21 protein-coding genes are annotated in these 23,465 nt (G+C 35.3%); 15 read left to right on the plus strand and 6 right to left on the minus strand.

What is annotated here, in order from left to right; translation table 11 throughout:
• Window positions 1–136 precede the first annotated feature (136 nt).
• The 11 genes from sucC (at window position 137) to hslU (ending at window position 9,992) form a co-directional block, all read left to right on the plus strand.
• The gene (gene sucC, locus DKK79_RS02955) at window positions 137–1,303 is read left to right on the plus strand and encodes an ADP-forming succinate--CoA ligase subunit beta (RefSeq protein ID WP_110422772.1); all 1,167 of its coding nucleotides are present in this window, start codon (window positions 137–139) and stop codon (window positions 1,301–1,303) included.
• A 24-nt stretch (window positions 1,304–1,327) separates the two neighbouring features.
• A complete protein-coding gene (gene sucD, locus DKK79_RS02960; protein WP_110422773.1) occupies window positions 1,328–2,194 on the plus strand; it encodes a succinate--CoA ligase subunit alpha in 867 nt (288 codons plus the stop codon).
• Window positions 2,195–2,296: 102 nt separating this feature from the next.
• A complete protein-coding gene (locus tag DKK79_RS02965) occupies window positions 2,297–3,868 on the plus strand; it encodes a cytochrome ubiquinol oxidase subunit I (protein WP_110422774.1) in 1,572 nt (523 codons plus the stop codon).
• A 19-nt stretch (window positions 3,869–3,887) separates the two neighbouring features.
• Window positions 3,888–5,024, plus strand: a complete 1,137-nt coding sequence (gene cydB / locus DKK79_RS02970) for a cytochrome d ubiquinol oxidase subunit II (RefSeq protein ID WP_110422775.1) — start codon at window positions 3,888–3,890, stop codon at window positions 5,022–5,024.
• A 9-nt stretch (window positions 5,025–5,033) separates the two neighbouring features.
• On the plus strand, window positions 5,034–5,141 hold the full coding sequence (locus DKK79_RS02975; protein ID WP_110422776.1) for a cytochrome bd oxidase small subunit, CydX/CbdX family: 108 nt from the start codon (window positions 5,034–5,036) through the stop codon (window positions 5,139–5,141).
• A gap of 167 nt (window positions 5,142–5,308) precedes the next feature.
• Window positions 5,309–5,704 carry a tol-pal system-associated acyl-CoA thioesterase gene (gene ybgC, locus DKK79_RS02980; protein ID WP_034884035.1) on the plus strand — a complete coding sequence of 132 codons (396 nt, stop codon included), beginning with the start codon at window positions 5,309–5,311 and terminating at the stop codon, window positions 5,702–5,704.
• Complete coding sequence (tolQ, locus tag DKK79_RS02985; RefSeq protein ID WP_034884036.1) at window positions 5,705–6,385, plus strand: protein TolQ; 681 nt, start codon at window positions 5,705–5,707, stop codon at window positions 6,383–6,385.
• Between the two features lie 2 nt (window positions 6,386–6,387).
• Window positions 6,388–6,807: a colicin uptake protein TolR gene (gene tolR / locus DKK79_RS02990; RefSeq protein WP_110422777.1), complete on the plus strand. Its 420-nt coding sequence runs from the start codon at window positions 6,388–6,390 to the stop codon at window positions 6,805–6,807.
• A gap of 18 nt (window positions 6,808–6,825) precedes the next feature.
• On the plus strand, window positions 6,826–7,941 hold the full coding sequence (gene tolA, locus DKK79_RS02995; RefSeq protein ID WP_110422778.1) for a cell envelope integrity protein TolA: 1,116 nt from the start codon (window positions 6,826–6,828) through the stop codon (window positions 7,939–7,941).
• 166 nt (window positions 7,942–8,107) lie between these two features.
• Window positions 8,108–8,635, plus strand: a complete 528-nt coding sequence (gene hslV, locus DKK79_RS03000) for an ATP-dependent protease subunit HslV (protein ID WP_025316169.1) — start codon at window positions 8,108–8,110, stop codon at window positions 8,633–8,635.
• Window positions 8,636–8,663: 28 nt separating this feature from the next.
• Window positions 8,664–9,992, plus strand: a complete 1,329-nt coding sequence (gene hslU, locus DKK79_RS03005) for an HslU--HslV peptidase ATPase subunit (protein WP_034884183.1) — start codon at window positions 8,664–8,666, stop codon at window positions 9,990–9,992.
• Between the two features lie 78 nt (window positions 9,993–10,070).
• Here the strand turns inward: hslU and asmA are convergent, their stop codons facing one another.
• The 3 genes from asmA to mltA form a co-directional block, all read right to left on the minus strand.
• Window positions 10,071–11,963: an outer membrane assembly protein AsmA gene (asmA, locus tag DKK79_RS03010; protein WP_110422779.1), complete on the minus strand. Its 1,893-nt coding sequence runs from the start codon at window positions 11,961–11,963 to the stop codon at window positions 10,071–10,073.
• Between the two features lie 33 nt (window positions 11,964–11,996).
• Entirely contained in the window at window positions 11,997–12,578 is a 582-nt protein-coding gene (gene dcd / locus DKK79_RS03015; protein ID WP_110422780.1) for a dCTP deaminase, read from the minus strand.
• A gap of 68 nt (window positions 12,579–12,646) precedes the next feature.
• Window positions 12,647–13,726 carry a murein transglycosylase A gene (mltA, locus tag DKK79_RS03020; RefSeq protein WP_110422781.1) on the minus strand — a complete coding sequence of 360 codons (1,080 nt, stop codon included), beginning with the start codon at window positions 13,724–13,726 and terminating at the stop codon, window positions 12,647–12,649.
• A gap of 199 nt (window positions 13,727–13,925) precedes the next feature.
• Here mltA and cycA point away from each other — a divergent pair, with 199 nt between their 5' ends.
• On the plus strand, window positions 13,926–15,299 hold the full coding sequence (cycA, locus tag DKK79_RS03025) for a D-serine/D-alanine/glycine transporter (RefSeq protein WP_110422782.1): 1,374 nt from the start codon (window positions 13,926–13,928) through the stop codon (window positions 15,297–15,299).
• Window positions 15,300–15,353: 54 nt separating this feature from the next.
• Here the strand turns inward: cycA and DKK79_RS03030 are convergent, their stop codons facing one another.
• Window positions 15,354–16,370 (minus strand): TerC/Alx family metal homeostasis membrane protein, encoded by a 1,017-nt coding sequence (locus tag DKK79_RS03030; protein WP_034884189.1) that lies wholly within the window; start codon window positions 16,368–16,370, stop codon window positions 15,354–15,356.
• A 177-nt stretch (window positions 16,371–16,547) separates the two neighbouring features.
• Here DKK79_RS03030 and dacB point away from each other — a divergent pair, with 177 nt between their 5' ends.
• On the plus strand, window positions 16,548–17,993 hold the full coding sequence (dacB, locus tag DKK79_RS03035; protein ID WP_110422783.1) for a serine-type D-Ala-D-Ala carboxypeptidase: 1,446 nt from the start codon (window positions 16,548–16,550) through the stop codon (window positions 17,991–17,993).
• A 60-nt stretch (window positions 17,994–18,053) separates the two neighbouring features.
• On the opposite strand, the gene DKK79_RS03040 is transcribed toward dacB, so the two are convergent.
• On the minus strand, window positions 18,054–19,889 hold the full coding sequence (locus DKK79_RS03040) for an ABC transporter ATP-binding protein (RefSeq protein ID WP_110422784.1): 1,836 nt from the start codon (window positions 19,887–19,889) through the stop codon (window positions 18,054–18,056).
• Between the two features lie 1,012 nt (window positions 19,890–20,901).
• On the opposite strand from DKK79_RS03040, the gene tatA reads away from it, so the two are divergent.
• Entirely contained in the window at window positions 20,902–21,072 is a 171-nt protein-coding gene (gene tatA / locus DKK79_RS03045; protein ID WP_375334964.1) for a Sec-independent protein translocase subunit TatA, read from the plus strand.
• A gap of 14 nt (window positions 21,073–21,086) precedes the next feature.
• Entirely contained in the window at window positions 21,087–22,271 is a 1,185-nt protein-coding gene (locus DKK79_RS03050; protein WP_110422785.1) for an FAD-dependent monooxygenase, read from the plus strand.
• 50 nt (window positions 22,272–22,321) lie between these two features.
• On the opposite strand, the gene DKK79_RS03055 is transcribed toward DKK79_RS03050, so the two are convergent.
• On the minus strand, window positions 22,322–23,362 hold the full coding sequence (locus DKK79_RS03055; protein ID WP_110422786.1) for an NADH:flavin oxidoreductase/NADH oxidase: 1,041 nt from the start codon (window positions 23,360–23,362) through the stop codon (window positions 22,322–22,324).
• Window positions 23,363–23,465 lie beyond the last annotated feature (103 nt).

A 23,465-nucleotide genomic window follows, 5' to 3' on the forward strand; every position in this document is an offset into this window, starting at 1 on the left:
AGTATATCACTGTCGGTAGTTATCAGCAATAATTCTCAATTACTATAAACATAAGTAATTATTTACTACACAATTTTTTCTACTTGCATTAAAATTAGCCACTATTTTGTGGCAATCGAAGTATCGGGATTTATTTATGAACCTGCATGAGTATCAATCAAAACACCTTTTTAAACAATATAATTTGCCAGTACCGGAAGGTTACATCTGTAATTCAATTGATGAAATACAAGATACATTAGCTCAACTTTCATCTCAATCTAATGCTTGGGTAGCAAAATGCCAAGTACATGCGGGCGGTCGTGGTAAATCAGGTGGTGTAATTTGCACTAAAGATTTTAATGAAATAAAACTGTTTGCTGAAAAATGGTTAGGTCAGTATTTGGTGACTTATCAAACAACAGCTAAAGGCCAACCAGTTAATAAGATTTTGATTGAAAAAGCCTCTAATATCGCCAAAGAACTTTATCTAGGTGCGGTCGTCGATCGTAGTAGTAAGCGTATTGTGATTATGGCGTCAACAGAAGGCGGTGTTGAGATTGAAAAGGTTGCTGAACAATCACCACATCTAATTCATAAAATATCGCTTGATCCTTTAACGGGACCATGCGGTTATCAAGGTCGTGAGCTAGCATTTAAACTTGGCTTAAGCGGTAAATTAGTCAATCAATTCGCTAAATTATTCGTCAGTTTTGCTAATCTTTTTATTGAAAAAGATGTCTCTTTAGCAGAAGTAAATCCGCTAGTTATTACCGATGCACAAGAGTTAATTTGTTTAGATGCTAAAGTTGTGTTAGATGATAATGCTATGTTTAGACATCCTGATTTAGCCATATTAAGAGATACGACACAGGAAGACGAACGCGAATCGATTGCCGCTAAACAAGGTATTAGTTATGTTTCTTTAGACGGTAACATTGGTTGTATGGTTAATGGTGCCGGTCTTGCTATGGCTACCATGGATATGATTAAACTTTATGGCGGTGAGCCAGCTAATTTCTTAGATGTTGGTGGTGGTACAACTAAAGAACGCGTTGCCGAAGCTTTCAAATTGATACTTTCAGATAAAAATGTAAAAGCAATATTAGTCAACATTTTTGGAGGTATTGTTCGCTGCGATCTTATTGCTAATGGTATTATTGATGCAATTAAGGAAATAGGTCTGACAGTTCCTGTTGTTGTACGTCTTGAAGGTAATAATGCTGAACTAGCAAGAGAAATTTTAGCTAAAAGTAAATTGAATGTTATTACCGCGAAAAGTTTGGTCGATGCAGCTCAACAGATCGTCAGTGTTGCAAAATAATAGAGTGGGTGGAGAATAATTACTATGTCAATTTTGATTAATAAAGATACAAAAGTTATTTGTCAGGGCTTTACTGGTAGCCAAGGAACATTCCATTCTGAACAAGCACTTGCTTATGGTACAAAATTAGTTGGTGGCGTGACGCCGGGTAAAGGTGGTACGACACATTTAGGTTTACCTGTTTTTAATACAGTTAAAGAAGCCGTTGAAGTAACAGGCGCAACGGCAACTGTTATTTATGTTCCCGCAGCATTTGGTAAAGATTCAATTTTAGAAGCTATCGATGCCGGCATCAAACTCATTGTTTGTATAACAGAAGGTATTCCTACATTAGATATGCTTATCGTTAAACAAAAATTAATCCAACATGATGTTGTTATGATTGGGCCAAATTGTCCAGGAATTATTGTGCCTGATGAGTGTAAAATTGGTATCATGCCAGGCCATATTCATTTAGCCGGTAAAGTAGGTATTGTTTCTCGTTCGGGCACATTAACTTATGAAGCCGTGAAACAGACAACCGATATTGGATTAGGTCAATCTGTTTGTATTGGAATAGGTGGAGACCCTATCCCGGGTAGTGATTTTATTTCAATCTTAAAGTTACTTGAGCAAGATCCTAAAACAGAAGCTATTGTTATGATTGGTGAAATTGGTGGTAGCGCAGAAGAAGAAGCGGCTAACTATATCAAACATAATGTTAGCAAACCTGTTGTTGCTTATATAGCAGGTGTATCAGCACCATCTGGTAAGCGTATGGGGCATGCAGGTGCTATCATTTCTGGTAATAAAGGTACAGCGGCAGAGAAAACTAAAGCATTACAAGCCGCAGGTATTACAGTGGTAAGTAGTTTAGCTCAAATTGGTGAAGCAATAAAAAGACACTTTTAATTTTTTTGACATTAATCAATTCTTATTCTTTAAATTATATTGTACAATAACAGTAAATAACGTTACAAAATTTGTGGGCATTTAAGGATAAGGGAGCACTTTATGTTTGATATAGTAGAACTGTCACGCCTCCAGTTTGCACTCACAGCGATGTATCATTTTATTTTTGTACCATTAACGCTTGGTATGGCGTTTATGCTTGCAATTATGGAAACCGTGTACGTTGTTAGTGGTAAGCAAATCTGGAAAGATATGACCAAATTCTGGGGAAAATTATTTGGTATCAACTTCGCCGTAGGGGTAGCAACCGGTTTAACCATGGAATTCCAATTTGGCACCAATTGGTCTTATTATTCGCATTATGTAGGTGATATATTTGGTGCACCTTTGGCGATTGAAGGGCTAATGGCATTTTTCTTGGAATCAACGATGGTTGGTTTATTCTTTTTTGGATGGGATAGATTAAGCCGTAGCAAACATTTGATGGTTACTTGGTGTGTGGCTTTTGGTTCTAATCTTTCAGCTCTATGGATTTTAGTTGCTAATGGTTGGATGCAGTTCCCAGTCGGTTCTGACTTTAACCCGATTAACTCAAGGATGGAAATGCAAAGTTTTTTTGAGCTAATTACCAACACGGTTGCTCAATATAAATTTGTCCATACAGTAGCAGCGGGTTATCTAACTGGTGCTATTTTCGTCTTAAGTATTAGCTCTTACTATTTACTCAAAAAGCGTGATTTACCATTTGCTAAACGCTCTTTTGCTGTAGCTGCAGTATTTGGTTTTATTATGTCTATTGTTGTTGCTATTATGGGGGATGAAGCTGGTCATGAAATCACCACTGTGCAACCTGTCAAATTAGCGGCAATTGAAGGTGAATGGGAAACTCAACCAGCACCAGCATCATTCAATGTTATTGCTTTCCCGTCACAAGAGAAAAAAGAAAACTTGTTTGCCATTGAAATTCCTTATGTTATGGGGATTATGACAACTCGTTCATTGGATACTCAAGTGACCGGTTTAAAAGATATTTTAGCTTCTAATGAGACTCGAATTCGCAATGGGATTTTAGCTTATTCTAACTTAGAAAAAATTCAAAAAGGTGATAAAGATCCGGCGGTTTTAAAAGCCTTTGAAGATAATAAAGTTGATTTAGGTTATGGCTATTTAGTTAAACGTTTCACTGATAAAGATAATTTAACCATTCCAGAAGCTACTGAAGAACACATTAAAGCTGCTACTGAAGATTCAATTCCATCTGTATGGCCTTTATTTTGGGCATTTAGAGGAATGGTTGGTCTTGGTTTATTAATGATCCTAGGCACTGGTCTTGCTTTATGGTCAACCTATAAAAATAAAATTGGTGAAAAACGTTGGTTATGTCGTTTACTTCTTTTATCGTTACCATTCCCATGGCTTGCATGTGAATGTGGTTGGTTTGTTGCCGAATATGGTCGTCAACCTTGGGCAATTCAAGATATTTTACCAACAGGTGTAGCTAATTCATCATTAACTCCAGGTGAAGTATTATTTACTATGGTTCTTATTTGTGGACTTTACACATTGTTCTTAATTGCTGAAATGTTCTTAATGTTTAAATTTGCTCGATTAGGGCCAAGTTCTTTAGGCACTGGTAAATATCATTATGAAAAAACACCATCAATAGCAGATTGAGGCATAGGGAGTATATACAATGATTGATTATGAAATTGTACGAGTCATCTGGTGGGTGCTAATTAGTGTTGTTTTAATTGCCTTTGTTGTCACCGATGGTTTTGATATGGGGGTTGGTATCTTATTACCATTTATTGGTAAAACTGATACTGAACGTCGTATTATGATAAATGCAATAGCACCACATTGGGATGGTAACCAAGTTTGGTTAATTACAGGTGGTGCAGGTATTTTTGCTGCATGGCCTATGGCCTACGCGGTCTCTTTTTCTGGTTTTTACATCGCGATGGTTTTAGTGTTATGCGCACTATTTTTTAGACCAATCGGCTTTGATTATCGCAGTAAACTGGAAAACTCTAAATGGCGTAATATGTGGGATTTAGCCATTTTCTTAGGTAGTTTTGTTCCAGCACTTGTTTTTGGGGTGGCGTTTGGAAACTTGTTAGAAGGTGTCCCATTTAGATTTGATAATGGTTATCGTTCTTTTTATGATGGTTCATTTTTTGGTTTACTCAATCCATTTGCAATATTAGCTGGCATTGTTAGTTTAATGTTAATTGTTGCTCACGGCGGCGCTTGGTTGCAAATGAAAACCTCTGGTGAACTTTATTTAAGAGCAAGAAAAGCAACGCAAATAGCAAGTGTGATCATGTTGATTGCTTTTGTATTGGCTGGTGTTTGGGTTGCGTATGGTATTCATGGTTATGAAGTGACTAGCGTTATCGATCCTAATGGGGTTTCAAATCCATTAAATAAAACAGTATCGACAGATGTTTCATGGTTAAAAAATTATATGAACTATCCTATATTATGGATTATACCAGCGTTAGGTGTGTTACTACCGATATTAACTATCTGCTTTTCGAGCTTAAATAAAAATGGGTTAGTATTTTTAACTTCCACATTAACTATAGTTTGTGTATTGTTCACATATGGTGTTGCGACATTCCCTTTTATTATTCCATCAAGCATTATGCCAAATGCCAGTTTGACAATTTGGGACGCAACTTCTAGCCAATTAACACTTAATATAATGTTCGGCGTAGTGTTAATATTTTTACCAATTGTTCTTTTCTATACTATTTGGTGTTACATCAAAATGTTTGGGCGTTTAGACAAAAACCATATTGAAAATAATAAGCATTCACTTTATTAAGGATAAATTATGTATTACGTTTTATGGTTTATTGGATTAATTGCAGCCTGTATGTTGGCTGTAGTTACCGGACTTTGGGTTGAAAACTTTAGTAACGACAAAGAGACTGATCAATAACAATATAAAATTTAGGTGGCAATTTGCCACCTTTTAATTAGAAGCTTAAATATAAAATAAATAATTTACAAATGATAATTGTTTTCATTTAACTTATTTTATATCATAGTGCAGCGAATTTTATAATCATATATAATAACGCAAATTTTTCGTACAAATTATAAAATATGAAACAATTCAATTGGAATGCAAGAGTCTATTATGAAGACACAGATGCTGGTGGCGTAGTTTACCATGCTAGGTATCTTGCCTTTTTTGAACGAGCTAGAACTGAGATGCTAAGGGATCTTGATATTAGTCAACAAAAGTTATTACAAGAAGGTATTGCATTTGTTGTCAAAAAGATGGATATTAGCTACGACTTTCCAGCCCGTTTAGATGACATGCTAACTATCAGCACTAAGGTTGAGCAAATTCGTAAGGCGTCTATTATTTTTAAACAGACAATTTCAAACCAAAATGAGCAAATTATCAGCACTGCTGATGTCGTTATTGCTTGTGTCAATATGACTAAAATGAAGCCGTGTGCGCTTCCCAAGTTATTAGTTTTGGAGTTTATTTAAGTGGATAATCTGAATATTATTGATCTATTTTTACAAGCAGGACTGTTAGTGCAAAGTGTTATGGTATTACTATTAACATTTTCTGTAATGTCTTGGGCTATTATCTTTCAACGCAGTAAAATTTTAAGCAAAGCAAAAAAACAAGTCGAACAGTTCGACGATACTTTTTGGTCTGCTAATGACTTAAATGTGCTCTTTGATAAGGCAAAATTTCACAAAGAAGAGATCTGTGGTACTGAGCATATTTTTTATTCGGGATTTAAAGAATTTTCTCGTTTATATCAAATTAACCCAAATATGCCGAAAGCTGCATTAGAAGGAGCATCGCGTTCAATGCGGTTAGCAATGAATCGTGAATTGGATAACTTAGAGTTACATATACCATTTCTAGGTACTGTCGGTTCTATTAGTCCATATATTGGTTTATTTGGTACTGTGTGGGGGATCATGCACGCCTTTATTTCATTAGGTGCGGTTAAACAAGCAACATTGCAAATGGTTGCTCCAGGTATTGCCGAAGCATTAATTGCAACTGCTATAGGTTTGTTTGCTGCGATCCCAGCAGTTCTGGCTTATAACCGATTATCATTAAGTGTAAGTCGCATTGAACAAAACTATTTGAACTTTATTGATGAGTTTTCTTCAATTTTACAACGTCAAGCAGTCGCTGTTAGGAAATAATTATGAGCCGACGTTCACGCTATACAACTAAATCAGAGATCAATATAGTACCGTTACTTGACGTATTACTGGTATTGGTATTGATTTTTATGGCGACAGCTCCAATAATTAGCCAAAGTGTTGAAGTTGATCTGCCAGAAGCGACAGAATCAAAAACAGTTTCACCAGCCGATAATAAACCTATTATAATTGAAGTCTCAGGCGTAGGTGTTTATGCAATAATTATTGATCAGAACCGCCAATCGGATATACCTCAAGAACAAATTGTTGCAGAAGTTAAGCAGCAACTATCACTAAACGATAAAGCTGTCTTCTTAGTTGGTGGAGCTAAACAAGTTCCTTATGAAGAAATCATTAAGGCTTTAAATCTTCTCCAATCTGCTGGGGTAAAATCTGTTGGTTTGATGACTCAACCAATTTAAACTGATAATTATAAAAAAATGTCAGCAATGTCAAGTAAGTTAAACTCAAAATTAAGTTTATCGTTTATTATATCCATTATTTTACATGGCTTATTGATTTTTATTTTAGCATATCAATTTGTACCTAATGATAATGGTCAAAACTACGGTAACATTAATGGTAATTCTATTGATGCAGTCATGATTGATCCGTCAGTTATGACTGAAGATTTTCAAAGACAATTGCAGTCACAAATTAATCAGAAAAAAGAAGAACAGCTGCGTCAAGCTAAAGAATTAGCAGAAAAAACCGCAGCAGAAAAGGCTGCTGCCGAGAAAGCTGCTGCAGAAAAAGCTGCAGCTGAGAAAGCCGCAGCAGAAAAAGCCGCTGCGGAGAAGGCCGCTGCAGAAAAAGCTGCTGCTGAGAAAGCCGCAGCAGAAAAAGCTGCTGCAGAGAAAGCCGCAGCAGAAAAAGCTGCTGCAGAGAAAGCCGCAGCAGAAAAGGCTGCTGCCGAGAAAGCTGCTGCAGAAAAAGCTGCAGCTGAGAAAGCCGCAGCAGAAAAAGCCGCTGCGGAGAAGGCCGCTGCAGAAAAAGCTGCTGCTGAGAAAGCCGCCGCTGAGAAAGCTGCCGCTGAGAAAGCCGCAGCAGAAAAAGCTGCTGCAGAGAAAGCCGCAGCAGAAAAAGCTGCTGCAGAGAAAGCCGCAGCAGAAAAAGCTGCTGCAGAGAAAGCCGCAGCAGAAAAAGCTGCCGCTGCTAAAAAAGCTGCCTTAGCAAAAAAAGCTGAACAAGCCAAAAAAGATAAAGCTCTTGATGATCTTTTAGGCGGGCTTATCTCCAGTTCACCAAGCACATCGGGAGGCTCTGCTAGCCGTAAAGGTGTTTCGGATGGAGAATTAAATAAATATAAATCATTAGTACAAAACGCAATAAGTAATAAATTTGTCAATCCACCAAATGTTTATCACGGAAAAACTTGTGAATTACAAATCCAGATAGCGCCTGACGGATTATTACTTAATGTTATTCAAAAAGGTGGTGATGCCGATTTATGTCGAGAAGCACTTGCCGCAACTAAATTAGCTATTATACCAAAACCAGCTAGTAATTTATATAGTGAAGTAAAAACGATGAACATCGACTTCCAACCCCAATAGATGAAAGCTGAGTCATCTGATTTTTTATATTATTTTGTTACGATGTTTATCTATTAATGAAATAATATTCGTCATCTTGATAATCTAATGTTGAAAACTCATTAAATACCCCAATATATGTTCTATTCATTCCGAATTAGTTTTTATGTAAGAGAAGGAGCAGAATATGACAACAATTGTCAGTGTCCGTCGTGAAGGTCAAGTCGTTATTGGTGGCGATGGGCAAGTCACATTAGGTGAACGCATCATCATGAAAGGTAATGCGCGAAAAGTTCGCCGATTATATAACAATAAAGTGATAGCCGGATTTGCTGGCGGTACAGCAGATGCCTTCACACTATTTGAATTATTTGAACGAAAATTAGAAATGCATCAAGGCCATTTAACTAAAGCAGCGGTTGAATTAGCCAAAGATTGGCGAACCGATAGAATGTTGCGAAAATTAGAAGCATTACTTGCCGTTGCTGATGAAAGTGCATCATTGATTATCACTGGTACTGGTGATGTTATCCAACCAGAAGATGATCTTATTGCGATTGGATCGGGTGGACCTTATGCTCAAGCTGCAGCAAGAGCTTTATTAGATAATACTTCATTGTCCGCTCATGATATTGTACAAAAATCGCTATCAATAGCTGGTGACATTTGTGTTTATACAAATAACTTCCAAACTATTGAAGAGCTTAATTACTAATTAAAACTGATTTAAGAGAAATATTATTATGTCTGAAATGACTCCTCGCGAAATTGTAAGCGAATTAAACCAACATATTATTGGACAAGATAAAGCAAAACGTTCTGTTGCTATTGCTTTACGTAATCGCTGGCGTCGTATGCAACTTGATGAAGCATTACGTCATGAAGTTACCCCTAAAAACATTCTTATGATCGGCCCAACAGGGGTTGGTAAAACAGAAATCGCTAGACGATTAGCTAAATTGGCTCATGCACCATTTATTAAAGTAGAAGCGACAAAATTTACCGAAGTAGGTTATGTGGGTAAAGAAGTTGATTCCATCATTCGTGATCTTACTGACTCTGCTGTTAAGATGATTCGCCAAGAGGCAATTGAAAAAAATCGTAATAGAGCAGAAGAGTTAGCTGAAGAACGTATTTTGGATGTGCTTGTTCCTCCTGCAAAAGATGGTTGGGGACAAGTTGAAAACAATAATGATTCAACTGCTAGACAAGCATTTAGAAAAAAATTACGTGAAGGTGCGCTTGACGATAAAGAGATTGAAATTGAAGTAGCTGGCATGAATATAGGTGTCGAAATTATGGCGCCACCGGGTATGGAAGAGATGACCAACCAACTACAGTCAATGTTTCAAAATTTAGGTGGTCAAAAGACCAAAGCGCGTAAAATGAAGATTAAAGATGCCTTTAAACAGTTGATTGAAGAAGAAGCTACAAAATTGGTTAATCCTGATGATCTTAAGCACGAAGCAATTGAAGCGGTTGAACAAAACGGAATTGTCTTTATCGATGAAATAGATAAAGTGTGTAAACGAGGCAATTCATCTGGACCGGATGTATCACGTGAAGGCGTTCAGCGTGATCTATTACCACTTGTTGAAGGTTGTACTGTTTCAACAAAACACGGTTCAGTAAAAACTGATCATATTTTATTTATTGCATCAGGAGCGTTCCAAACGGCTAATCCATCTGATTTAATTCCTGAGCTTCAAGGGCGTTTACCAATTCGAGTTGAATTACAAGCGTTAACTAGCGAAGATTTTGAACGAATTTTAACTGAACCTAACGCGTCATTAACTGTGCAATATAAAGCATTAATGGCAACCGAAGGTGTGAATATCGACTTTACGCCTGATGGAATTCGTAAAATTGCTGAATCAGCTTGGCAAGTTAATGAACAAAATGAAAATATCGGCGCCCGCCGTTTGCATACGGTTCTGGAACGTTTGATGGAAGATGTCTCTTTCGAAGCTAGTGAATTGGGTGGTCAAACTATCACAATTGATGCTAAATATGTTAGCGAGCATCTTGATAAACTTGTTGCAGATGAAGATTTAAGTAAATTCATTTTGTAATTGACAGATATTATATAAATAAAAAGGTGAGTTATTTAACTCACCTTTTTTTTAGCTTTTCATTATGTTATTTAAAAGTTATTTTTTGAGTAATTCACCTAAAATATCAAGTGCTTTATGTTTAGATTTATCTTTATCTTTAGAATCATTGTTTTCTAATTTATCACGCAGTTTATCTAAGCGCTTTTGTAGTTTATCACTAAATACATCAGAAAGTATTTTGGCGATATCTAATTGATAATGTAATTTAGAAAATTGACCATATATGCGTAATGGTATAGTAACTTTTTGTAATTTCGCAATAGTGTCGCTTTTGTTGTTCCAACCACTGAGAATTTTTATATTTAAATTAACATCCAAATCGTGATTAACCATTCCCACTTTTCCTGAACCATCGATAACATCTAACGTTTCAGAATTTGCATTGAGAGTATTAAGTTGAATATCACCTTGGTTTATAAAAGCGCTTGCTGTAATTTTATGAAACTCAGTATATTTTTTCTGATTTTCAGGATTTATATTACCATTACCATATTTGGACGCGGCAGATTCGATAATACTCTGGATGTTGATATTATTTAATCTAGCGTTAGTAATAGTGATATTCGCATTACCTTTCACATTTTGTAATAATTTAGCCGTTGATAAAGTATTGGTTTCTAATACTCCAGAAGCATTGAATATCCCATCAAGGTCATAAGCCATATTCATTTGGGTAAAAAATGAATTTAAATTGATATTATTTACTTTAGTATTTAACTTAACTTGAGGTGTCTTTTGTTTACCATTAGCTATACCTGTCGCAGCTATCTGTCCATTAGCAAAGTTGAAACTTAAATCTTTTAAAGTCGCAATACCGTCTTGATTATCAACATCAACATTCATATTGTTGAGGATAATTTTGTTGGCTTTGATTTCTTTAATATTTATTTTTGCTTTACCATCAAATGTATTTAGAACACTTAACTCATTGTTAATTTTAGAAACATTTGAAACAACCGGCGAAGTTTGTTGAACAGAGGTATTTTTGGTTGATTTTTCACTTGTTTGTAAAAAAGGTGTTAAATCTAATTTATTAGCATTTAATTGGAAATTGACGTTTGGTTTATTATCAAAACGTACATTGATCATACTAGTAAAACTATTATCATTAACTGAAAAAGCTAGATTTTGGCTATTTAATTGCATTGGACTATTTTGGTAATTAATTACGCCAGTTGCGCTACCTTTTAGCTCACTTCCTCTATTAGTTATACTGTTATAAGTGTAATCTAATTTTTTTAAATCAATAACGGCTTTTTCCGGAAATTGGCTTAAATCGATATTGGCATTTAATGAATAAAATAAGTCTTGTTGGTTTTTATCAATATTGCCACTGAATTGAAGAGAAAGATTTTTTTCGTTATTTTTTTCTAATAACAGATTAATATTTCTAAAATTTATCAAATCACGTTCGTGTTGGAAAGCTACTGTACTATCAGCTATTTCAAATTTATTTAAACTAAATTTCCAATTAGATGGATTTTTTTGGTCTTCATTTTTATCTTCAGTAGTTGTTGGCTGCTGTGGTGAAGAGTTAGTTATAGCTTTAGTACTATTCTTGGCGTTCTCTCCTTTGCTTTCATCAGTAATATTAATTATCGCAGATTTAATAAACACATTTTTGATGGCCAAATTTTTCGAAAACAATGGCATAAGTTCAACGTCAAGCCGCATATTGTCAGCGGTTATTAAGGGTTTTGCCGCACCAGTATCTGATAATTTAACTGAATCCGTTAATATACTAACTTGGGGCCAAATATGCCAACGTAAATCACCCTCAATAGTCAGTTCATAACCCGTTTTGTCTTTTACCGTTTGTGAGATATATCCACGAAAATTATTAGGATCAACAAATACAATAAGAGAAACAATGCCAATAACGATAATTAGAATTACGATAAATAGCATTACCAATATTTTTTTTAACATATTAATGTTCCTTTATTAAGGTTATAAGCGGCATTAGTCTTTATCAATACGACTAGCAACAGCGCCATGCTGATCTTTATATTTTGCATCTTGTCTTTGATTATATGGCCTAGCTGCTGGGCCACTAAGTGTTTCAAAGCTTAAGGCGCCAATAGTCATACCTGGTCTAAGCGCAACAGGTATTTTTCCAGAATTATAAAATTCTAAAACAATTTGCCCGTGCCAACCAGGATCGATGCGATGAGCAGTAACATGTACCATAAGGCCTAAGCGCGCTAATGATGAACGACCGTCTAACCAACCAACTAAATCATCAGGGATTGTGACCGATTCAAGCGTTACTGCTAAGGCAAGTTCCCCTGGATGTAAATAAAATGCATCATCTTCAGTTAATATCATTTCTTCACTCATGACACGATCGAGAACCGCCGCAACTTCTTCTTTTGGACCACTCAAATCAATGTAAGGAGTAGTATGTTCTTTAAAAGTACGAAATTGATTACCTAATCGAACATCAACAGTGGCGCCATTAATACAACTTAAAGCAGGTTGTGGCGAAATTTTTAATTTACCACTATTTAAATACGCTTCAATATCACGATCACATAATCTCATAAGTTATCCTTAATTCTGCTTTTCATTTTATTTTATCAGTTTCTTTAGTTGGCGTCGATGTCGATAGATTAAGGTTTTATCAACCAAGCTCGACCAAAATGATTGTAATAACCAGCTTGCTCACCAGCTTTATCGCCAATGCCTAAGTATAGATCAAAGTGGTGACCTTTAATTGCTCCACCAACGTCAAGAGCGACCATCAAACGAACTTCTCGCCTGCCACGATATTGACCGTCACTATCAAGGAGTGGGACGTCAACTAATATAACTGATCCGGTCGGGATTAATGACTTATCTGATGCAACCGATGCATTGGCAACTAATGGTACTGCAGCAGCACCTTTCACTTCGGCATTATATTGTGGTTTAAAAAAAACAAAAGATCGGTTTTGAATTAATAGTTCTTTGATTTGTTTTTCACTTTTATTTTTAGCCCAGTTTTTTATGGCTTGAATAGACATATCTTCTTTGGCAATTTCACCTTTTTCAACCAGTACACGTCCAACGCTTGAATAATTATGACCATTTTTACCTGCATAACTAAAAAAAACTAAGGGAAGACCATCCTCAAAATCAAGATAAGCGCTACCTTGCACTTCCATAATAAAATTGTCCAATAAAGAGTTACTATAAGCAATCTCAAGTCCTTTATTTGCTAGCGCACCATTATAAATTTGTTCACGGCTAGGTAAATTTTTTTTCTTTCGGGTTGGCATTTTGTAAATTGGATATTTAAATTCACTAGTTGGTTGGTGTCTAGCCTTTATAATGGGTGTATAATAGCCGGTAATATGTACGTTACCATACCCATCACTACCTGCCATTTCATAACTTTTTAGGCCAACTTTGGCTAACTCCTTTGATCTTAATGACTCCTTTATCCATACATCTATAGCTTCATAGATATGTTGGTTTTTATAATAAAGCGAAGGTGATGTATTTTTAAGTTTTTCAATTTGGATATTATAATCAGAAATATTAACCGGCGTAGCTAAATGTGGATAGCTAACATTTAAATCATATGGCAACTTTCCATCTTTAAATTGTTTACTCCGAGAATTAGAATTACCTTGACAACCAGTAAGCAGTGACAAAATAAATACTACAAATAATGTATAAATATGAAGTTGAAGTTTATTTTCTTTCATCTTGATAATTTATTGTAATTAGTTAAGTATTATTGTCGGCTATGCTACACAATTCTATTATAAGAAACTACCAATAATTATTAGATTGTCATAAAAAGTTTTCATAACGATTCAGCTTGCGATTTAAAGCTATAGACTTTATAGTTTTTCACTCTTTATAAAAATCGAAAAATTGTAAAAACGACAGGTAATTTACACGATGAATAGTACGTCTTCAAATAGTGATCTTAAGCGAAATCTCTCCAGCAGACATATTCAATTAATAGCAATAAGTGGTGCAATTGGTACGGGATTATTTATGGGTTCAGGAAAGACGATTAGTCTAGCTGGACCATCTATTATTTTTGTGTACATGATTATTGGGTTTGTTTTATTTTTTGTTATGCGAGCAATGGGTGAAATTTTATTATCCAATCTTAATTATAAATCATTCAGTGATTTCGCTAACGATTTATTAGGTCCTTGGGCTGGTTTTTTCACTGGTTGGACTTATTGGTTTTGTTGGGTAATTACTGGAATTGCTGATGTTGTGGCCATTGCTGGATATGCACAGCACTGGTTCCCCGAGTTACAAGCGTGGATACCAATGCTACTTACGGTTATCGTGCTTTTAACATTGAATTTGTTGACGGTGAGAATGTTTGGCGAAACTGAATTTTGGTTTTCGATGATCAAAATTGTCGCAATTTTAGCCTTAATTGCTATTGGCCTTGTGTTAGTTTTCACTGCTTATCATTCAGAACTAACTAATACTACAGCAACGTTTTCGAATCTCTGGAATTACGGTGGATTCTTCCCTCATGGTACTATGGGTTTTTTTGCTGGTTTCCAAATCGCTATCTTTGCCTTTGTTGGGATTGAGCTTGTTGGCACAACAGCAGCTGAAACACTAGATCCGAATAAAAATTTACCGCGGGCAATTAATTCGGTACCGGTACGAATTATCTTTTTCTACGTTTTTGCTTTGATTATTATCATGAGCGTAACACCGTGGGAATTTATTTCACCGAATAAAAGTCCATTTGTTGAACTCTTTACCCTAATTGGCTTACCTGCGGCAGCAAGTATTATCAATTTTGTGGTTCTTACCTCTGCGGCCTCTTCGGCAAATAGTGGTATTTACTCAACCAGTAGAATGTTATTTGGTCTTGCTAAAAAACAAGATGCTCCGGAACCATTTGGCAAATTATCCAAACGTTCAGTTCCAGCTAATGGTTTATTATTTTCCTGTATTTGTTTATTAGGTGGTGTAGTTCTGATTTATTTAGTGCCTAATGTGATGGAAGCATTTACCATTGTAACGACGATTTCTGCTATTTTATTTATGTTTATTTGGTCGATGATTTTGATTTCTTACATTGCTTACCGTCGTAAAAAAGCTAAATTACATCAAGCTTCGCAATTTAAAATGCCGGGTGGTATTGTTATGTGTTTTGTATGCTTGGTATTTTTTGCTTTTGTGATTGTTTTGTTAACCTTTGAAACAGATACTTGCCAAGCTTTGATTGCAACGCCAATCTGGTTTGTTATTTTGGGAATCAGTTACTATATTCGTTCATTAAAACGTCAATAATTATTTACTTCAATCGGCAGGTATACTGCCGATATCCATTGCGTTATTATTTTTTTAATGTTTATTTGGCCAAATAAAACTCGCAATAATGCCTAAAGATAAAATGACTAATACAACATAAAGGCTGACTATCGGGCTGATACTAATTCCATATCCAAATAAATGTTCACTAGCATTCAAAGCAAGTTTTGCCGCGATAAAAAATAATAGGCAAACTACAGCTTTACCAAGATGTACTAGATATTGTTGCATCGCCTCTAAAACGAAATACATAGTTCTTAGACCCAAAATAGCGAAGATCATTGCACTATAAACAATCAGTGGCTCTTGACTAACGGCAATAACAGCGGGAACAGAATCAAATGCAAACATAACATCACTTAACTCAATCACCACAACACATAAAAATAGAGGGGTTGCATATAAAACACTTTTTGGCATTTTATGAATAATATCGCTGTTTTCTGGTTTGGCTAACTCAACGTCTAATTGTTTTTGGGTTAATAAAAAATGATGGCCAACTATTTTTGGATAAGAAGGAAAAATACGTTTAGCGATTCTATAAGCAAAATGTTCTGAATAATCTTTAATCTTTTCATCATGACCTTGATTTTTTAGCATCATAAATCCTGTCAAAGCTACAACAATAGAAAAAGATAGCTCCATCCAAGGTCCTAAAGATAATAAACCGGTACCTATCACAACAAAAATAGCCCGAAAAATAATCGCACCAATTACCCCCCAATAAAGTAATCGATGTCGATAGTTATTCGGGATAGCAAACCATGAAAATAGCGCCATTATGACAAATAAATTATCGACCGAGAGCGCTTTTTCAAGCACATAACCAGTAATAAATAGACTAGCTATCTCACTTCCATGGTGGAAATAAAGATAAAGTGCAAAACCTAAAGCAACAATAATCCAAAATAAAGACCACATTATTGCGCTAGTTAGGCTAATGGGTTTATCGTTATGGTGAGCGTATAAATCAATTATAATTGCCGTTAAAGCAAGAATGATAAACATCAATACTGTTTCAATTGGAAAGCCTAATGAATGATGAATCATAGCCTTGTTACCTATATTTAATTAACTTTTGGAAGAAATTCAAAAGTACTACAATTAATGACATTTAGAATATAACTTAAAAGTGATTGAGTATATATTGATAGGCTTATCAAAAAAAGATATATTTGTTATCTCTCGTTAACTAACCACATTTAATAATCCTTTGAGCATAAACTTATGACAAATATAAGGTTATCTTTTTCATTAATTGTTACTTTTTTTTCATGCTTAGTACAAGCGCAATCGCAATCGCAATCGGTTGAGCCATATGTTTCTGCATTACCTAAAGGTAGTGATTTATCTATTTTAGTGCAAACCGTTGATGGTAGTCCTAAAACATTGGCAAAATACAAAAGTGATCAATTTAAACAACCGGCAAGCACGCAAAAAGTGATAACCGCATTAGCTGCGCAACTTGAACTGGGTAGTGATTTTCGATTTGTTACAGAAATGTACGCTAATGGAACAGTCAGTAATAAGCAACTTAATGGCGATCTTATTATCAAATTGAGTGGAGATCCAACTTTTAGTAGGGAAAGATTAAAAAATATGATTAGTACTCTTCGCCAAAAAGGGGTAGAAAAAATTTCTGGCAATATTATTTTAGATACCTCTATTTTTGCTAGTCATGATAAAGCAGAAGGGTGGTCATGGAATAATTTAACCGCTTGTTATAATGCTCCAGCGTCGGCTGCAACAATTGATAACAACTGCTTTTATGCGATGATCAAACCAGGAAAGGTTGGTGGCAAAGCTTCAGTTTCTGTTTCATCCAGTATTCCGGTTATGGTCACAAGCGATGTTAGAACGATTGCGGCTAACAGTAAGGACATAAATGATAGATATTGTCAGTTGGATGTCACAGCCGACAAAAATCGTTACTATTTATCTGGATGTATTGCTTCTAATGCTAATAAAACGCCATTAAAGTTTGCGGTTATGGATCCAACTGAGTACTTTACTACAGTGTTAAAAAATGAGCTAAAAGCGCAAAAAGTATCCTACAAAGGACGCATTTTTGAAAGAAAACAAAAATCAACCGGTTCATTGACACTATTAACATCAAACCAATCGGCACCGCTTTCTGATTTATTAACAGTTATGTTAAAAAAATCAAATAACTTATATGCTGATATTATCTTTAGGACATTAGGTGCACATTATTATAATGCTTCAGGAACATGGCGTAATGGTGGCGATGCGGTTAAACAAATTTTACGTAAAAAAGCGGGGATTGATTTAGAAAACTTAGTGATTGCTGACGGTTCAGGTTTATCACGTCTCAATCTCGTTAGTGCCAATAAATTAATGGAAATATTGCAATATATTTCGGCAAATAACAATCAATTAGCTTTAATTGAAAAATTACCGATTGCTGGTGTTGATGGAACTTTACAAAATCGTAAAAGCTTCAATCAATTTCCATTTAAACAAGTGATTATGGCTAAAACCGGCTATATACAAGGTTGTTATAATTTAGCTGGATTTATTCAAAAATCAGATGGCGGTTATGTCGCTTTTGTACAGTTGTTATCAGGCTACCGAGCCGATAGTCAAGGTGAGCCTAAAAATGGAGCAGTTATGCGATTTGAATCTGCATTTTATAAAAATTTTATTAATTAATTTCTATTATCTAGATCTAGGATAAGGGCAATGTATTTAACATCGCCCTAATGTTTTTTGTTAGAAATTATCAGCTAAGAAGCCTCCACTTTGATGTTTCCAAAGTTGCGCATAAAGCCCATCTTTACTCAATAACTCTTGATGAGTCCCTTGTTCAATAATTTTTCCTTGATCTAATACAATTAATCTATCCATTGCCGCAATCGTCGATAAACGATGGGCGATAGCTATAACAGTTTTACCTTCCATTAATGTATATAAGCTTTCTTGGATGGCTTGCTCAATTTCAGAATCAAGTGCACTCGTCGCTTCATCTAATAACAGAATTGGCGCATTTTTTAAGATGACCCGAGCAATGGCTATGCGTTGACGTTGTCCACCTGATAATTTTACTCCACGCTCACCAACGAAAGCATCATAGCCAGTTCTTCTATTTGCATCGACTAAGGTTTCAATAAAATTATCGGCATGGGCTTTTTTAGCGGCGATTATCATCTCTTGTTCAGTAGCATTATTGTTACCGTATAATAAATTATCTCTTACTGAACGATGTAATAGAGAAGTATCTTGGGTCACCATACCAATTTGCGCACGTAAGCTTTCTTGACTGACTTTGGTGATATCTTGACCATCAATAATAATCTGTCCATTTTGTAAATCATAAAATCGTAATAATAAATTGATTAAAGTAGATTTTCCGGCGCCAGATCTGCCGACTAAGCCGATTTTTTCACCAGGTTGAATGGTCAAATTTAGGTTATCAATAATAGCATTTTTTAATTTTGCATCATAACTGAAATTTATCTGTTTAAATTCGATTTTGCCGTCGATTACTTTAAGCGCTGGTGCATCAGGTTGATCGACCACGGTTTTAGCGACCGAGAAGGTGTTAATACCATCTTTAACCACACCAATATTTTCAAATAATGCCGCCATTTCCCACATGATCCAGTGTGAAAAACCATTTAATCTAAGTGCTACAGCGGTTGTGGTGGCAATAGCACCTACACCAATTAAAGCATTGCTCCATAACCACAAAGATAAGCCTGTAGTGCCAAGTACCAAGAAAATAGACAATAAATGATTAACTATTTCAAAGCTACTAACTAAACGCATCTGTTTATTAACGGTAACTAAAAATTCATCCATCGATTCTTGTGCATATTTTGCTTCATTACCGGCATGAGAAAATAGTTTGACTGTCATAATATTTGTGTAAGCGTCTGTCACACGACCTGTCATAGTTGAACGCGCATCAGCTTGCATGCTTGCCACTTTACTTAAGCGAGGAATGAAGTAATACATCGCAATGCCATAAACCAAACACCAAACCATAAACGGAACTAATAGCCAAAGATCTAACTGTCCTATGATTGTGGCCATGGTGATGAACGAAATCAGAACATAGATAAAAATATCTGCCACTAAAAAGCAGGTGTCTCTTACTGCAAGTGCGGTCTGCATGACTTTTGCTGAAATTCTACCGGCAAATTCATCTTGAAAGAAACGCATGCTTTGATTTAGCACTAATCTATGTAAATTCCAGCGCAATCGCATTGGAAAGTTTCCTGCCAGACACTGATGTTTAATGATGGTTTGTAAGGCAATAATAATCGTGCTAGCTAATATAATTATCGTGAACACGATTAAGGTAGATTTTTCTTGTTGCCAAAATTGCTCTGCTGATACAGCCGCCAGCCAATCAACAACTTTACCCAGTGCCGCATATAAAAAAGCTTCAAAAGCACCAGCTAGTGCACTTAATATGATTAATAGTAGTAAGAAAAAACGTGTTCCTTTAGTGGATTGCCAAATAAAGCTGAAAAAACTTTTAGCCATCGGCTGTGGTTCATCTTTTGGATAAGGTGATACCAATTTTTCAAAAAATCGATACATAATTGACCTAATTAGTTAAAAGGTTACTCATTGACAGATTGACCAATGATATAAAAAAGTGAGGGCAAATAAATCTCACGTTAAGCGTTATGGCACAAAACGTAACTATAAAATAGCTGAATTAAAATCACTTGAATATATACCTATTAAACTGATGTTATGAAAAGTTAAAAAGAGGAAAGTTATATTTGTTTCCCTAATAGCAAATTATATATTGAAAAGTACTAGATTACTAATAGATGTATTAAAAAACCTTTTTGATAACGGCTACAATTCGCTTAACGATATGATATCTTTCAAAACAGGCTTAAATTACCTCAATAGTAAGTTAATCATCATTATTGCAAATTGAAATCCGATTCCCAGATGTTAGCTATATTTTTTACTATAAAAATTTGTTCTTTTAATCAATAAATTACATTATCAGTTATTTTATTTACCTGAGTGTTTAAAATAAATTCATTACTATTTTGCCTGACGAATGCTATTCAACTATTTTTATGCCAATAAACGCTGCTTTTGGGCTAAAAATGGTTTGGTAATTGATTAAATAAGCTAATATTTGTTTAAAACAAAAAAATTTTAACGGAAAATATCAGATTGTGTACTTCGCTAGTTGATCTGTTTAGGATTAATTTATTGGTTAGTGTTACCTAACATTATTTTATTTACTTATTTTTTTAAAATATTTAACGATATATTTTTATTGATTTTTTTTATGATTAAATATGCTCCGATTAATTGATATAAAGGTGTTAAATCTAATTAAAACATTGACTAAAACACGAAAAAATGGATAATAGGATCAATAAGGATTTTTCATTGTTTTCTTTCCTTATATTCCTTATATTTCATGTTGGCCCGCATATTTTATGCGGGTCTTTTTTTATCTAAAATTAACTTGTCATGAAATACCAATATAAAAAGAGTATAATTATTTCCATTATTTTATAATCTATTTGTTCATGTGATTAGTTCAAATAGTAATACATTTTTAAATGAGGTTTTAATTATGTCATTTAGCATTCCCCATCTTTTAGTATTTCTTGCCGTGGTGGTTCTCATTTTTGGAACCAAAAAGTTACGTAATCTAGGTTCCGATCTTGGTTCGGCGCTAAAAGGGTTTAAAAAAGCGATGAATGATGATGAAGTTGAAAATGATAACAAGCTTGATAAGCAATAACCTAATTTATTGATATGAAAACGCAATTTGATGTCGTCATAGTTGGTGGTGGATTGGTTGGTTTGGCAACTGCATGTGCGCTTAGTCAGTACAATATAACAGTAGCAATTGTCGATACTAAAGTTAATGAGCATCAAAACTTTGCTTATGATGAAATTGGCATCAGAGCTTCGGCGATTAATGGCGCAAGTCAGCGATATTTTTCTCAGATTGGTATTTGGAATGATTTGTGTGCTAGCGAACGCGTTCATGCCTTTAGTGAGATCGGTGTTTGGGAAAAAAACGGTTTAGCTCATCTTGGCGCACATGCCAAAGATTATGGTTACCCAAATCTTGGTTATATCATCGAAAATAATCTGATCTCATACTATCTTTATCAACATGCGCAAGCAAATCCTAACATTACTATTTTCAATCTTGCCGCTATCGATAATAATTGTACTCAAGATGACGCTTTTTTAACTTTAGCGGATAATACTCGGTTACAAGCCAAACTGATTATTGGAGCGGATGGAGCTCACTCTTGGCTGCGTAGACATGAAAAAATTTCCATGCTTGAACGTAATTACCTTCACCATGCGGTGATTACAACAGTTGAAATACAATATCCTCATCAAGCATGTGCCAGACAGATTTTTTATCCCAATGGTATTGTTGCTTTTTTACCGCTTTGGCAAGCCAATAAAGGCTGTTTGGTATGGTCGACTAAACCTGAACAAGCCGCAATTTTAACCTCTTTGACTGAATTTGACTTTTGCCAAGAACTGTTTAAATTAACCGGCGATAAAGTTGGACAATGTCAGTTAGTTAATCCAAGAATGGTATTCCCATTAAAAGCGCGCTTCGCCAAACAATTTGTCAAACATCGGTTAGCGTTAATAGGTGATGCCGCGCATACTATTCATCCATTAGCTGGACAAGGGGTTAATTTAGGATTTCAAGATTCTGCACTATTGGTTGCAACTATTAGAAAACTTATTGAAGAACAGAAAGATATCGGTTTACAGGAAAATCTAAAATCATTTCAATTTACACGTCGTAAAGACGCTTTAGTTATGTTAACGGCCATGCGAACTATTCAAGATATGTTTAATGGTAATAATGCCCTTAAAAAGATGGTCAGAACGATTGGCATGAATGCTATTGATAACTTTTCACCTTTAAAGAAAAAGTTGATCAAATACGCTATGCAGATTTAATCAGTTTCTTAATCCTGTAGCATTCGCTACAGGACAATCATTAAATTAACTTATTTAAAAGCGATTTGATAAGATGTAGGTATAAATGGTGATGCAGGAATTCGCAACGGCCAATAAGGATCCTTTAATAAACCTCGACCAATCGAGACTAAATCTGCATCGCCTGTGCTTAGTACATAATCAGCAACATAAGGATCTTCTAGCATACCAACGGCGATGATCGGCAAATTAGTAACTTGTCTAATTACTCGAGCTAAATAAACTTGGTACCCTGCATGGAATTCTGGCGAATGGTTTGGATCTAACAGACCATCACCACCGCCACTGACGTCTAATACATCGGCACCAGCTTGCGCAAAACGTTTGGCAATTTGGCAGCCGTAATTAACATCGTAACCATTAGCGCCATATTCTTGAGCGGAAAAACGAACAATCAGTGGCATATCTTTTGGCATAACTGATTTTACGGCCTTGATCACTTGTTCACCAAATAATAATTTATCCTGACCATATTCATCGGTTCTTAAATTGCTTTTTGGTGAGCTAAATTGATGGATTAAATAACCATGCGCACCATGGATTTCAATGGCATCAAAACCGGCTTCCACGGCACGTTTGGCTGATTGTTTAAACTTTTCAATAATATCAGCAATTTCATCTTTGGTTAGTTCTCTTGGCGTTTGATATTGCCATTTTGGGTTAGCTTCGACGTTGCCATCATAACGAATAGGGGAACAGGAAACGACATCAGATTCGCCTAACGCTTTTCGACCAGCATGGGCAATTTGAATCGCGATTTTACCATTTTGTGCGTGAACCCCCTCGACGATACGTTTAAGCTGATCGCGTTGTTCATCATTCCATAATCCCAAACAATTCGGTGAGATTCGACCATTTGGAGCAACATTGGTCATCTCTAAAATAATTAAGCCTACACCACCAATAGCGCGCGAGACATAATGAACAAAGTGCCAATCATTAGCTAACCCCTCTTTTGCTTGATATTGACACATAGGTGGCATAACAATGCGATTTTTGAGTGATAAATTTTTTACGTTAAATGGCGTATTAAGATAGGAAATTTTGGCCATAGGTGACTCCTGTTTTCAATATTGGTGCAAATTCTTATATTGACTTATAAATATAATATGGTGTTTAAAATCGCAAAATTAAAGAGAGTAAATCTTAAAAAAA

Origin of the sequence: Gilliamella apicola (assembly GCF_003202915.1) — a bacterium.
Taxonomy (GTDB): domain Bacteria; phylum Pseudomonadota; class Gammaproteobacteria; order Enterobacterales; family Orbaceae; genus Gilliamella; species Gilliamella apicola_Q.